The 14,306-nt window shown below is 42.0% G+C and carries 8 protein-coding genes; 5 read left to right on the forward strand and 3 right to left on the reverse strand.

The window, feature by feature from the left end; all coding sequences use genetic code 11:
- Both ybeY and FGG15_RS12885 read right to left on the reverse strand, forming a co-directional pair.
- Positions 1–420 (reverse strand): rRNA maturation RNase YbeY, encoded by a 420-nt coding sequence (gene ybeY, locus FGG15_RS12880; protein WP_138836853.1) that lies wholly within the window; start codon positions 418–420, stop codon positions 1–3.
- Positions 413–3,844 (reverse strand): hypothetical protein, encoded by a 3,432-nt coding sequence (locus FGG15_RS12885; protein WP_237561818.1) that lies wholly within the window; start codon positions 3,842–3,844, stop codon positions 413–415. The genes ybeY and FGG15_RS12885 overlap by 8 nt, the downstream gene beginning before the upstream one ends.
- A gap of 141 nt (positions 3,845–3,985) precedes the next feature.
- Here FGG15_RS12885 and gltX point away from each other — a divergent pair, with 141 nt between their 5' ends.
- From gltX to FGG15_RS12900, 3 genes are all read left to right on the forward strand, one after another.
- Positions 3,986–5,494 carry a glutamate--tRNA ligase gene (gene gltX, locus FGG15_RS12890; RefSeq protein ID WP_138836855.1) on the forward strand — a complete coding sequence of 503 codons (1,509 nt, stop codon included), beginning with the start codon at positions 3,986–3,988 and terminating at the stop codon, positions 5,492–5,494.
- 58 nt (positions 5,495–5,552) lie between these two features.
- The gene (locus tag FGG15_RS12895; protein WP_138836857.1) at positions 5,553–6,776 is read left to right on the forward strand and encodes a hypothetical protein; all 1,224 of its coding nucleotides are present in this window, start codon (positions 5,553–5,555) and stop codon (positions 6,774–6,776) included.
- Positions 6,777–6,874: 98 nt separating this feature from the next.
- Positions 6,875–7,804 carry an SPFH domain-containing protein gene (locus tag FGG15_RS12900; RefSeq protein ID WP_138836859.1) on the forward strand — a complete coding sequence of 310 codons (930 nt, stop codon included), beginning with the start codon at positions 6,875–6,877 and terminating at the stop codon, positions 7,802–7,804.
- 231 nt (positions 7,805–8,035) lie between these two features.
- Here FGG15_RS12900 and FGG15_RS12905 read toward each other — a convergent pair whose 3' ends face one another.
- Complete coding sequence (locus FGG15_RS12905; RefSeq protein ID WP_138836861.1) at positions 8,036–9,721, reverse strand: glutamine--tRNA ligase/YqeY domain fusion protein; 1,686 nt, start codon at positions 9,719–9,721, stop codon at positions 8,036–8,038.
- A 260-nt stretch (positions 9,722–9,981) separates the two neighbouring features.
- On the opposite strand from FGG15_RS12905, the gene FGG15_RS12910 reads away from it, so the two are divergent.
- A complete protein-coding gene (locus tag FGG15_RS12910; protein ID WP_138836863.1) occupies positions 9,982–12,243 on the forward strand; it encodes a T9SS type B sorting domain-containing protein in 2,262 nt (753 codons plus the stop codon).
- A 5-nt stretch (positions 12,244–12,248) separates the two neighbouring features.
- On the forward strand, positions 12,249–14,306 hold the full coding sequence (locus FGG15_RS12915) for a PorP/SprF family type IX secretion system membrane protein (RefSeq protein ID WP_138836865.1): 2,058 nt from the start codon (positions 12,249–12,251) through the stop codon (positions 14,304–14,306).

Raw genomic sequence — 14,306 nt, forward strand, 5'->3', positions numbered from 1 at the left:
CTATGGTTCCACGTGGAACATTTTAATCTTATCGTTCTCTTTGTTCCGCATCACTATCTTATCCTGAGCGCCCTTATCCTTATATCCCATAAGGTGCAGCACTCCGTGTGCCATCACCCTTTTTAGCTCATTACCAAACACATCATCAAACTTTTTCGCGTTCTCCTTTATCCTGTCAACAGATATAAAAATATCTCCAGAAATCATGTTCCCATCTGTATAATCAAATGTTATAATATCGGTAAAAGTGTCGTGGTTCAAATACTCCTGATTAAGCTCCAATAAGTCTTCGTCAGTACAAAATATAAAGTCAATTTCACCACAGACAAAAGCTTCAGAAACAACAACCCTTTCAATCCAATCAACATACCTCAATGATTCTTCCAGTGCAAAATCAGCCTTATAATGAAACTCAATCATTGTTGAAATAACCCTTTACCTTATTTTCATAATTTCGCCGTAAAGGTAAGGCTTGTCTGTTTAAAATCTCAACGTTATTGGTTCCCTTATTCAAGAGAGATGGCTTTGTGGTGATAGGGTTAGAAAACTCATCCTCAGTTGTCTTGCTTTCCCTTTCCTTTTTCTCCCCTTGTTTTAATGCCGCATTTTCCAGTTTAAGCAACTCGTGTTGAATTTGATTCACTTTATTTTGGGTTCGTTCCGTAATCCCATTTTCCAACAAATCGTTTTCAAACTCCTCCATCTGTCTGACCAGCTTTTTTGTCAGATTCCTATCTGAATTCTCAATCAAATTATTCAACTGCTGCTCCAATTCCTTCCGAAGTGCTTGCTGCTGTTTATAAATCTCATAGATCTTATTCAATCCCAGTTCATCGCCCTGCCCAGATGAGTTTTGGCTGCCAGGTCTCGAACCATTCCCTTCCGATCCATTTCCACCTTCCTCGCCTTCCTCTTTGCCCCCTTCTTGCTTCCCGTTCTTGCCACCATCCTCTCCACCGTTCTTCCCCTCACTTTCCCCTCCTTGCTCTCCATCTTGGCCCGATTTACCCTGACCTGAGGAACCATTCATTTGTTCCTTTATGCTTTGCTGGCCTTTAATGATGTCGGGAAGTTGAAAATCACTCCCCTGGCCTCCTCCCTGACCAGGCTTCATACTCTGTTGCATATTTCCCAAAACATCAGCTAAAAACTCAGCTAAAGAATTTGTAGCATTAATAACATATTGCTGGTAAGACGCGCCCTTATAAATCTGGTTGTCGGCTATACTTTCCAACGCCTTATCAATATTGTAATAAACCTCCGTTATCTCCTCATTAACAAACTCAGAAAGTTCCACCCTGCGCAGCGAAAGCGCGAACAAACTGTCATCGACATGTTCAAAAAGTCTCCTAAGTTCCTTCTGATCCCTAACAGTTTCTGAAAAGCGTGAGATATCAGCATCAGACTCACTAACCTTGTCAAACAACTTTTCTTGTTTGAACGAGAAAACCACCAAATTATCCAATACCTGTCTTAACATCTCTGCATCCTCAACAATATCCGATCCACCCCCGCCAGAAGAACTTTCACCCAGCGCCTCACTTATCTCCCTCATCTTTTGAGCCGCGGACTTCTGCTTTTTACGGATATTGTCCTCTGCCTTTTGAACATTAACACCATCCGAGCTATGCTCTATACCTTGATGCTTATTTATCTCCTCCAAAGCATCCTGTTGATCTTTCTTTACCCCATTTTGATCCTTAGGTGAAACATCAAAACCAACAGGCTTCCGCAGATCCTGATTATCCTTCCGTAATTCATCCACCTCCTTGGACAGCTCTTCAAATCCGTTATTTAATTGCCTTTGAAGTCTATCGTCCAATTTATCACCTAACTTCATATCAGAAAGAATCATCTGTCTATTGGATAGCTTACCAAGCTCTAGAGAAAGTTGTTTCATTTTCTCCGTCACATAATATCTCTTAGTGAGTTCCAAAATTTGCTCAAGATTTCTGGAACCAGAACTTTGCTTCTTACCCAATTCTTCAAGCTTACTTTTTAGCTCTACCTTGTCAATCTTATCCGCTATCTTATTAAGTTCCTCCAACAGCCTTCTGTTTTTCCTGGCCTCCAATTCTTGACGTTTAAGTCGCTCCTCCAACATTCTTTTAAACTCATCATTCCGTTCAGATTCGGAAACACCCTGCTTTAAGTCCTTAGCAAACTTCTCCATCATCAGTTCTTGTGCCTGCTGCTTTTGGAGTAACTCTCTAATCTCCCCTTCCTTCTCAAAAGAAGATTGCTTGTTAACAACATCCTTCTTGCTAAACTCTCTTACCGCCTTCCCATTATTCTTATACTCTTCCAAAGACCGTTCAAGACCCCTTAAATTTTGTCTACTATTCTCTAACTCTTTGTTTTTCAGCTCTTTATCATCATACATCCTGGTTCTAAAGCTCCCACTTCTAGAAACCTTACCTCCTCGAATACCATCGTTATCGACCACCTCAAAATAAATAAGATAATCCTCTCCGCTTTCCAATTTTAGTCCAGAAGGAAACGTATAATAAAACTCCCTTACCGCCGTCTTGGGTCGCTCCAGAACCCGCTTCTGCAGATTCTTTTGACCTCTAATCGAAGTACATACCACCCGAATCTCCCTGATTCCATGGTCATCATTTGCCAAACCACTATACCATAACACATTTGGATTCAAAGAATCTACCACTTGCCTAATATCCAATGTAGGATAAGCGTCCTTTACTACCTCAATTTCATATCCAAGACGCTCGAAATCTCTAACGTCTCCATTTGAGGTAGAAACTTCATAACTAAAATCCTCAAAAATTTGCCTCTTCCATTGAAATCCTTGATCCCCCTGATTCATCGAAATCAAGGTGTCCGCATAACTAAAACTCACTTCCTGGACATTGCTTCCCTCAATTATCCAATCGATCTTAGTTCCTTCAGGAACTACCCCATTGCCCGTACCTGAAATTACATCATCCGGCATGCCCAAATAAGAAGGATACCTTAATTTCATAACAAAATCCCTAAGAACTGGACGCTCCAATCTGCGTATTTCATAGACCCGGGAATCCCAACCATTGGCGCTAAAGTGAAAGCTAATATCCTCTTCCAGCGAATTAACCAAATGAATAAATGAACTTCCATCCCTCTTCATCAAAATCTCCTTACCCTCAGCCATCATGAACACATCATCCGGAATCGCATCTCCAACAACCCTCAGTTTAATCTCCAGAGGTTCCCCATCCAAAACCTCAAGCTTATCATTCAACAGCACAAACTCAAAAGGCGCCGGTCTTTCATACGCAACATCATAATTAACAATTCTAGAGTGGGAGCTCATAAAAGAACCTATGTCCCCAAGGATCCAAAAACAAACAAGAATCACCGCTGGGATAAGCAAGTACCTCCAATATCCAAATCCTTCCATAACTTTAACAGCACGAGCAAAAGGAATGGGCTTCAAGCTTTTTGCACGCTGATCTATACTAGCCAACAAAAGTTCACTGGAGTTTTTGTCATCCGCAAGATCAAGCAGATTATGAAGCCGGTCGCCAACATCATGAAAGTGTATGGAAATTATCTTTGCGGCATCCCTATTGGAAATTCCCTTTCTTAGGCCGAACAAGAAAATCAACGGAACAACTACAAACCGATACAAAAGAACAAGTTCGGCCACTATAAAAACACCCAAAAGCACAAGCCTCCCCTGCTGATTCAACCACAACATATATTCCAAGGACAAAACCAGAATCCAAAACAACAACCCTAGGGACAAGAAAAGCAGTATTCCCTTTATCAAGCGCTTTGTATAGAACTTTTTTGTGAAGTCCTCCAGCTTATCCAATATGTACTGATACTCACTCAACTCTATCATATTTATAACCAAGATACCCGATACAACACTATAGGATCGAAAATTATTTGTTAAAACCCATACAAAAAGCCTAAAACGGATTCAAATAAGCCTTTTTTCGTCCTTTAAACCGAACTATCTTTGCATGCAAACAAAATGTCTATGTCCACCAAAGTTCGGGTTCGCTTTGCCCCAAGCCCAACAGGCCCTTTACATATAGGAGGTATTCGTACCGCCTTGTTTAATTATTTATTTGCTAAAAAATATAACGGAGATTTCGTCCTTCGTATTGAGGACACGGACCAAAATAGATATGTAGAAGGTGCTGAAGCTTACATTATTGAAGCTCTAAATTGGTGTGGAATTCCGTTTGACGAAGGTCCTGGCAAAGAGGCTGGATTTGGGCCTTATCGTCAGAGCGAGCGCAAACATCTTTATAAAAAATATGCACGTCAGTTACTAGATCAAGGGAATGCCTATTACGCCTTTGATACCCCAGAAGCTCTTGATGGACACAGAAAAGACCATGAAGCCAAAGGCAAAACATTTATTTATAATTGGCACAACCGATTAAAACTTACCAACTCCCTTTCTCTTTCGCCAGAAGAGGTGCAAAGCAGACTGGACTCAGGAGAGAACTATGTCATCCGTTTTAAAACACCACAAGATCAACTTCTAGAGCTTCAGGACAGCATAAGGGGTACCATAAAAATTGATACCAATGTTCTGGACGACAAAATCCTGTTCAAAAGTGATGGGATGCCCACCTATCATCTGGCCAACATAGTAGATGACCATTTAATGGAAATTTCCCATGTTATTCGTGGAGAGGAGTGGTTGCCATCCTTGGCCCTGCATCATCTCTTATATATTTCATTTGGATGGAAAGCACCTGAGTTCGCACATCTTCCTTTGATCATGAAGCCTATAGGGAAAGGGAAGCTCAGCAAACGAGATGGGGAGAAAGGTGGATTCCCAATATTTCCATTGTCCTGGAACGAGTCCGAAGGCTATAGAGAGGCTGGGTACTTTCCGGAGGCTGTCGTTAACTTTCTGGCGCTCTTGGGATGGAATCCGGGAACCGAACAGGAAATCTTCAATTTGGCCGCATTAGTAGATAGTTTTAGTCTAGATAGAGTAAACAAGTCCGGCGCCCGTTTTGATCCGGAAAAAACGAAATGGTACAACCATCACTATCTACAGCAAAAGAGCAATGAACGTCTGGCGTCTGATTTCATGCCAATCCTAGCAGCCCAAATGAAACCAGCCGAACTACCCGATAGCACTTACGTTACAGCGGTGGTTGCACTTATCAAGGAACGGGCCGACTTTACTAAAGACCTTTGGGAGCTTGGGAATTTCTTCTTCCAGCCTCCAGCATCCTACAACGAAAAGGCTGCTAAGAAACAATGGAAGGAGGATACATCCAGTCTAATGACACAAGTTGCCAACCTCATTTCCGAAACAGATGATTGGAGCGCATCTTCATTGGAATCCAACATCAAAGGGTGGATCACGGACAACGAACTTTCCTTTGGAAAGATCATGGGTCCGCTACGATTGCTCTTAGTAGGTGACCTTAAGGGTCCTCATTTATTCGACATCCTAGCACTCTTGGGCAAGAAAAAATCGATAAACCGTATTGAATCCGGGATAAAAGCCCTTAACTAAGCCGGCGGAAAAATAAATTCCTACTTTTAGGAAGATAACCAACCTTTCTAAAAGCCTCATGTACAAGTACATACACTTAGTACTTCTTCTTGTATGCGTTATAGTCATGTACCCCTTTCAGATAACTGTAGCCCAAAACACAGCCAGTGATTCCCCCCTAAAAAATGGTATTTCCAAACCCAATACCTTGGCCACCCATCCCTTTGGAATTCTGTTTTACACTTTGCCTCATAATTTTAAATCCCGTCCAGACAACGCACCGCTATTGGATATTCACCTAAGTAGCGGAAATATTTGGGGGCAAGCTGTTGATGTTTTTATCCCAAGCTTGTCACCCGACCAAGCAAGAATGGAAGCTCTTCCGTTTTACAGTCGGGGTTTCGGTTTCAATCCTTCGGAGAGTCCATCCGAGTACTATTCCTTCCAATATGATGGGGTAATCAAGGATTTCCGGTTAGCCTTAGCCATTCCATTGAACGAACGAAACGAACTTAAAGTTTCAACCCGATCCTTTCTATTGACTACAGGCAAATTTCCATTTTCGACCATAACTGGAGACCAGTTTATCGAGTTTTTCCATAGCAATGTTGCTGGAGGTGAGGATCCCTTTGGTCGGAGGGCGCTGGGAATGGATCATGCACAAATCCAGTACATTGACCGTAAAGGCAATTCCTTTGAGCTAACAGAAGGGTCCTTCGTATTCTCAGGAATAGAAACCGCGTTTTACACCTATTCCAATTTGTTTGCCAAGCATCATATAATCCTCAACTTTGGAGCACATGCTGGGCTAAACCTCAGCTCGATAAACACTTCCCTAGATCTAGGGGCCTCTGTTGGAGGAACAAAAAATTTCAGTCCAAAACGCAAAGGTCAATTCTTGGTTGGTATGGGTCTCAATATTTTAAGAAAAAGGGCTGTTGGTTTCAACCGTAATCAAGTTGATCTAGGAACCAGCTCCATCTTTGGAAGTTTTGAAGGCCATTTGGAATATTCCAAACAAACACCAAAAGGTGCACGCCACTCCTTTGGGTTGAACTATCGTATACAGACTCCGTACAACAACAAAAAGGAAGAGGATCATTATGTACCCTCCAGTCCTGACAGAATTGCCCGTTGGCACGAAGCCGCCCGACACCTTTATAAATTTCCCAGCTATTGGTCCTTAATCTACTCCTTTACCAAAAAAAAGGAAATTTCCCTGTACTTACAGCAAGATATGTTGGTCAACAATGCCCCAGATATACAACTAGGCGCAAACTTGAAGATTCCTTTTTCCTTTTAACCCCATTTGTCCAATCCTGTAACAAATGCGTCAATTCGGCTACCTATCATATTGAAGGGTTTTGTACCTTAATCATCTAATCTAAAATCTTTTTATCCATGAGCAATTTTTTCTTGTACCCACTTCTCATAATAGTAGGGCTCTTGTTTTTCATCTCCCTCGTTTTCATTGTTAAACAACAAACTGCTGTTCTAATCGAAACTTTCGGAAAATTTACCAGCGTAAGACATTCGGGAATCCAATTTAAGATTCCTTTCATTCAACGAATTGCCGGAAGGGTTAGTCTTAAAATTCAACAGCTCGATGTTATAGTTGAGACCAAAACCTTGGATGATGTTTTCGTGAAGCTGAAAGTTTCAGTTCAGTATGTAGTTATAAGAGAAAAGGTCTATGAGGCTTTCTATAAACTCGAATATCCACATGACCAGATAACCTCATACGTTTTTGATGTGGTGCGTGCCGAAGTGCCGAAGATGAAATTGGATGATGTCTTTGTTAAAAAGGATGACATTGCCATTGCCGTTAAATCAGAATTGCAAGATGCCATGTTGGAATATGGATATGATATTATCAAAACTCTGGTTACGGATATTGATCCTGATGCCCAGGTAAAGGAGGCCATGAACAGAATCAACGCTTCCGAACGAGAGAAAATCGCTGCGCAGTTTGAAGGTGATGCAGCGAGGATTCTTATTGTGGAAAAAGCTAAAGCGGAGGCCGAAAGTAAAAGACTTCAGGGACAGGGTATTGCCGACCAACGACGAGAAATTGCCAGAGGTTTGGAAGAATCTGTTGAGGTATTGAACAAGGTTGGGATAAACTCCCAAGAGGCATCCGCCCTAATCGTGGTTACACAACATTATGATACATTGCAGTCCATAGGAGAGGAAACCAACACCAATTTGATATTATTGCCTAACTCCCCGCAAGCTGGAAGTGATATGTTGAACAATATGGTGGCTTCGTTTACGGCAAGTAATATGATTGGGGAGCAGATGAAAAAAACAAATCCCAAAAAGGATTCGTAAAACATTCTTCTGTAAAAGTTTTTAATTATAAAATCCCAACTTAGGTTCTTAAGTTGGGATTTTTCTGTTTTTCTGCTCGAAACTTAAAATTAGCACTTTTGTCAAAAGATCTGAATTAAAAATACGCCAATGGTTTGGCTTATTCAGAAACCGCCTCAAAAGCTCTTAAAATGCCTCATAAAAATAGTCAACGGCAATAGTTTGCCCAACTAAAAATAGTTATTCTTTATACTAGTTTTTTTGCTCCAATTTTGCCCAAGTGTCCCTTAAAGTTACCGTCCTGTTGAAAACCATATTTTCCGAAGAGGAATCCGAATCCACATTAAAATATCCCAATCGCTGAAACTGAAATCGATCACCCGGTTCTGCATCTTTAAGGCTTGGCTCCAAAAACCCAGTAACCTTCTGTAAGGAATTGGGATTTACAAATTCCATGAAATCTTTGTCCTTATGCCCATCTGGAGTTGGATCATTGAAAAGACGATCATATAACCTAACTTCAGCTGCTGTGGCATGCGGTATAGAAACCCAATGCAAAGTTCCCTTTACCTTTCTCAAACTTTCTTCCGTTCCGCTACCACTTCTGCTTTTGGGGTCATAAGTACATTGAACCTCAACGATATTTCCTTCCTCGTCCTTGGTGCAGCTTTCCGCTTTTATGATGTATCCATTTTTTAAACGTACTTCTCCTCCGAGTTTCAGTCTAAAAAATTTACGGTTTGCTTCTTCCCTAAAATCCTCCTTTTCTATATATAATTCCCTGGAAAAAGGAACCTTTCGGCTTCCAGCGGATGGATCCTCCGGATTGTTTTCTGCATCCAGCCATTCCTCGTCTCCCTCCGTATAATTGGTGATAACAACTTTAAGCGGATTTAGAACCACCATAACCCTAGGGGCAATTTTATTTAGATGTTCACGAACATGAAATTCCAATAAAGAAACATCCACAACATTCTCCCGCTTGGCTATACCAATGGTATCAGCAAAGTTTCTAATAGATTCAGGAGTATATCCTCTTCTTCTCAATCCGGAAATGGTTGGCATTCTTGGATCATCCCATCCAGATACATTGCCATTTTCTACCAACTTGAGCAACTTGCGCTTACTTACTACGGTATGGCTCAGGTTCCTCCTTGCAAATTCTCGCTGCTTAGGGCGTAGTTTCTTTGAATCTACCAATTGGTCTAAAAACCAATCATAAAGCTCTCGGTGCGGAAGAAACTCCAGTGTACATAGGGAATGGGAGACTTGTTCTATATAATCGCTCTCTCCGTGGGTCCAATCGTACATAGGATAAATACACCAATCGGTATTTGTTCTGTGGTGGGCTTTGTGCAGAATGCGGTACATGATGGGGTCCCGCATCAGCATATTGGAAGAGCCCATATCAATTTTCGCCCTAAGCACATGCTCCCCTTCCTTGAATTCGCCATTTTTCATGGCCTCAAACAGGTTTAGATTTTCTTCAACAGACCTGTTTCTAAAGGGGCTTTCCTTCCCAGCCTCCGTTGGGGTCCCCTTTTGATCAGCAATCTCTTCAGAAGTTTGGCTATCCACATAGGCCTTTCCCTTCTTAATCAACTCCACCGCCCAATTGTAAAGTTGCTCAAAATAGTCAGAAGCATAGCACTCCGTGTCCCAGCTATATCCCAACCACTCAACATCGGCTTTGATAGCCTCAACATACTCCCTTTCCTCCTTGGCTGGATTGGTATCGTCAAATCTTAAATTGACAGGGGCTTTATATCTCAAACCCAATCCAAAATTGAGGCAAATAGAGCTAGCGTGACCTATGTGCAGGTATCCATTGGGCTCTGGAGGAAAACGAAAACGAAGGTCTTTTTTGGCATAGCCATCCTTCAAATCATCCTCGACAATATGCTCTATAAAATTTAATGATCGCTCTTCTTCCGACATATTCTAAAATTGAAGCGCAAATGTAGCAAAATGTAGGGTTTATAGCTATTCCAACCGCATAAGTGTATACAAAGAAAGCCATTTCACAACACTTTTACAGCCCCCTACAACAATATCTTTCTGTTAGACGAAAATAAAAGCATATTTGTTATTAGAACATTATATGGAATAGTTGGCGCTTTTGGCGCCCTCAGAACTGAACAACATTAAGGGGCACAACAATAGGCAGTATTGCCATAACCCTCTTAAAACTAACGCTGATGAGGAAAACTAGTTCATATAACCACATTTTTGCGATTGCTATCGCACTAATGTCGCTTGGCACAAACGCTATAAGTGCCCAAGTACTCAACAAACCTGTTGCAGCGGACAATCCCAATCTAGCAGGAAACTCAGCCTGGACCGCTGCCTGTGCTTCTGATAGTTTTAACGAATACTTTGTCAACTTTACTTGGAGCCCGCCTTTGGTGGCTTCCGACAACGAATTTGTTTTAGAGCTTTCCGATGCCAATGGAAACTTCGGCTCACCAGTTGAGCTAGCTCGTTTAGACGACAAAAATGCAACATTCGACTTTGAATTTGAGTTCCAAGTCCCTAATGATGTTCGAGGAGAAAGCTACAAAATGAGGGTTAGAAGCACCAACCCGGCCAAGACCAGTCCTCCTTCTGATGCATACCCAATGCACTTCGTGGACTTTAGTTCTCCATTACTGATTAGTCAGGATGGGAGTGGTGACATTCCCCCAGGAGGTAGTATACAACTTTGTGGTGCAGGTGACGTAACATTGGAACCACATAACATCTCCAATGCCGACACCTATATCTATAATTGGTATAGAAGTGGAACATTGCTCGCAGAAAAAGGTGCGAGCATTACTGTTTCTACTCCCGGAATGTACTATGTGGAATTGGATTACGGATCTGTTTGTTCAGGTTCTGCGAACACATTATCAAACACTATTGAAATTTCAACGGGTACAAGTTCAGGCATTGCGCTGAATGGAGCAGACGATGTAGGCCTATGTGCCGGTGACGCCTATCAATTGGAAGCAAATATTAGTGGAATTGGGTTAACCTATACCTGGTACAAGGATGGGTCTGTTGTATCTGGGCCGACATTGGAACAGACAACATTTGATATTAACACCTCAGTATCAGGCTTTGAAGGATCATACGAAGTTGAAGTAGATGGCCCATCTGCATGCTTGGAGCGTTCTGCTTCAGTAACAATAAGAAACTTAGGAGATTTTGAGGTGACACGGGAAAACGATGCCAACATTGTGCTGTTGCCTTCTCAAACAACAACACTTTCGGCTTCATCTACAGCGGCCAGTCCTTCATACCAATGGTATAAAGATGGTTCGCCCATCACCAGTGCTACAAATTCAAGTTTGGAAATCAGTGAAATTGGTGACTACCATGTTCGTGTTATCGAAACTGGAGGAGGGTGTAGTGCATCCCCAGTGGATTCTCCAACAACTACGGTTGAAGCTCCTGAATCCTTTGAATTTGTGGTGGAATATGCCGGTGCCTATACTTCTTGTCAAAGTGCAGACGTAACCCTAAGCTTGTTGCGCATCAATGCGGTAAGCGATACAGGGGCCAAGACGGATGTCACTTCCGAACTGGAATCCACCTTTACCTATCAATGGATGCATGATGGAAGTCCTGTTTCTGGCGAAACCTCCAAAACCATGACCATTTCCAATTTTGAGAATAATGGGGGTTACTCCTTAACAGGTACGGTAGACAGCTTCAATGCCGCCTCCAATGGGCTTGCTGTTACCATGTCTGCCAGCACCACCTTGTCCATATCTGCCAATGGTACCGTTTTGTGCGAAGGCGCAGATGCCATTCGCTTTGATACGTCCGAAACCTTGGGAGGTGAGACTTTTGAATGGTTAAGGGATGGTGAGGTTATAGATACTACAACAGAAAACATTACGGCTACTGAAGTAGGAGTTTATCAATTGCGAATTCTTACCCATGATTGTCCAATTGTTTCCAATGAACTTGAGGTTCGTGCTTTTGACGAATCCCTATTGAGTATAGATCGTCCAGAGGAACTTATTATTGTTGAGGGCGATACGGAAACCATCACTGCAAGCGGGGCTGAGTCGTATCAGTGGTTTGATGCTGAAAACAACCTTCTTGGAGCCCAAGATTCCTATGGCTTTCAAGAAGAAGGTGAATACCTATTGGTAGCCAGTTTTGGAAACTGTACAGTAAGCAGGGTCATTAACGTAACCTATAGAGACCTATTTGCAATCCCAAATGTTATTACAGCCAATGGGGATGGAATCAACGATTTATGGGTATTGCCCAATAGCTACTCAAGACAAGACGATGTGCTTGTGACCATATATGACGAACGAGGCAAAGAGGTCTTTAGCCAGACCAATTATGAAAACAACTGGCCTCAGTCCGTCACTCAATTCAACAAACTAAACATGATTTTCTACTACCGGGTAACCCGTGAAGGGGAAAGTCTGAAACAAGGAACCATAACAGTCATTAGATAAAGCGAATGCGCACCAACAAACCTCTACTAATACTAACCTTCTTACTGCTTGCTTTTTCTGGAGTCCGCGCCCAGGAAGAGACTCCTTTTGTGGTATACGATGTGCCGTCACAAAACTTGTTGAAATTCAACAGGTTTTTGATAAACCCCACATTTTCAACCGTTCGGGAGGATAAGTCCTATGTCAATCTTTTTCATAGAAACCAATCGGTATCTTTTGATGACAACAATCAGGTATACTTCCTGAGTTATAGCGGAAGGGTTAGTGATAGAAGTGGTGTAGGGGTAAGCCTTTTTACCAATAGGGAAGGGCTTTTCAACAATTTTGGTGTGCATGCAAATTACGCCTATGGAATTCGGTTAAGCCAAAAAAGCAATTTCACTTTTGGGGCAAATATTTCATATTATCAAAGTTCTTTCAATCAGGATAGGGCCAATGCGCTGGACAATGACCCTTTCCTAAATTCCCTGGAAAGTAGTTCGTTGGTTTTGTTTCAACCCGGTTTCAATCTTTCCTTCGGAAATTTTGATTTTGGGGGTTATGCCGAAAACCTATTCGATTACAACCTCAAATCCAGTGAATCTGTAACCGAATTTGACGAAAAGACCTTCTCTGGTCATTTGCAATACACCCACACGTTTGAAAATGCCACAGGTATTCTTGAGCAGGGACGTTTAATGCCTTTGGCAAGAGCCCGGGTAACAGGTCCAAATGATGTAACCCTTGGTGGAAATCTAATCCTTGATCTTCCAAAACTAGGATGGATCCAAGCAGGATACGATGATTTCTATGGAGCTTCCGCTGGTCTAGGTTTCAATTTAAACAAGAATCTTTCCCTTGGCTACACCGTAGAAAAAGGATTGTCCAGCAATTTTGAAAACTTTGGGGTAAGTCATGAAGTTTCCCTTGCTTATTCCTTTACTCCCAACCTAACTGAAAACCGCGTGCTATTGGATGACGAACTTGATTTGGTCTCAGCCGATAGTATTCCACAGGAAAATCTAAGCCTTACGGAAAAAGACTTGGAGATTGCCCGACTACAAAACAAGCTGGCCGAAAACGATGCCATTCTGGACGAACTGCTACTCCGCCAAGATTCCATGGAACAAGCTAGGGTGGGCGACCTTGAAAAAAGATTCGAAACCGTTATGAAAATGGTAAGGAGAGAAACCAGGGGAGAACGACCTGACCTTGAAGAAAAGGCCAAACAGGTCTACTTTGCCAACATGGACAGCGCGGATATCGTCCCAAAGCGCACAGTACAACCTCTTGCCAATCACGGTCTTACAAACACGACCTCTGCAAAGAAAGTCATTCGTTTAAACGATTCTAAAAACCAGGCGGTGGCCAGAACCTCAACAGTTAAAAAAGACAAGACCACTAGGACTTCGGTCAAGAAAAATACAAGGTTCCGTCCTTTTAATATTCCCAATGTGGAAAGTGGGCATTATCTAATTGCCAATGTGTTTAAAAATCCAAATAACGCCGACGCATTTGTTGCCCAGCTTCAAAGCCAAAACATCAACGCAGATTCCTTTGTAAATCCACGCAACGGAATGATTTATGTATACCTGGAAGGATTCAAGAACAAAGGAGAAGCGCTTGGCGCATACCATTCCCAATTAAATGGCGCATACCAAGGCGATGCTTGGGTAATGAATGTAAATGGCGTAGGTGCCATTGATCATTTGACCTCAACTTCCAAAAGTTCAACATCCAAATATGGAGATAACACCTTGACCAAAAATGTAAGCAAGTCAAATGGCGCAGGAACTGGTCAGGTTTCATTTAAAACATACAAAATAAATGGATTGGGGTCTGGATTTTACATTATAGCCAATGTCTTCGAAAAGCCATCCAACGCCAAGAGATTTGTTAGGGAATTGAATTCCCGTGGCCTAAATGCCAGTTATTTTATCAACCCAGAAAACAAGTTAAGGTATGTCTATCTCAAGAAACATGAGAACTGGACCAATGCCCTTACCTCATACTATTCCAAACTAAATGCCTCGTATGATGACGAAATGTGGATCATGCGGGTAAAACCAAACTCCCATAGTTAA

The sequence above is a fragment of the Flagellimonas algicola genome, from assembly GCF_005937185.1.
Classification (GTDB): domain Bacteria; phylum Bacteroidota; class Bacteroidia; order Flavobacteriales; family Flavobacteriaceae; genus Flagellimonas; species Flagellimonas algicola.

Coding starts and splice junctions, on each gene's coding strand:
- FGG15_RS12885 (WP_237561818.1), bottom strand. CDS start 3,844: ATGATAGAGTTGAGTGAGTATCAGTACATATTGGATAAGCTGGAGGAC.
- gltX (WP_138836855.1), top strand. CDS start 3,986: ATGTCCACCAAAGTTCGGGTTCGCTTTGCCCCAAGCCCAACAGGCCCT.
- FGG15_RS12905 (WP_138836861.1), bottom strand. CDS start 9,721: ATGTCGGAAGAAGAGCGATCATTAAATTTTATAGAGCATATTGTCGAG.
- FGG15_RS12915 (WP_138836865.1), top strand. CDS start 12,249: ATGCGCACCAACAAACCTCTACTAATACTAACCTTCTTACTGCTTGCT.
- ybeY (WP_138836853.1), bottom strand. CDS start 420: ATGATTGAGTTTCATTATAAGGCTGATTTTGCACTGGAAGAATCATTG.
- FGG15_RS12900 (WP_138836859.1), top strand. CDS start 6,875: ATGAGCAATTTTTTCTTGTACCCACTTCTCATAATAGTAGGGCTCTTG.
- FGG15_RS12895 (WP_138836857.1), top strand. CDS start 5,553: ATGTACAAGTACATACACTTAGTACTTCTTCTTGTATGCGTTATAGTC.
- FGG15_RS12910 (WP_138836863.1), top strand. CDS start 9,982: ATGAGGAAAACTAGTTCATATAACCACATTTTTGCGATTGCTATCGCA.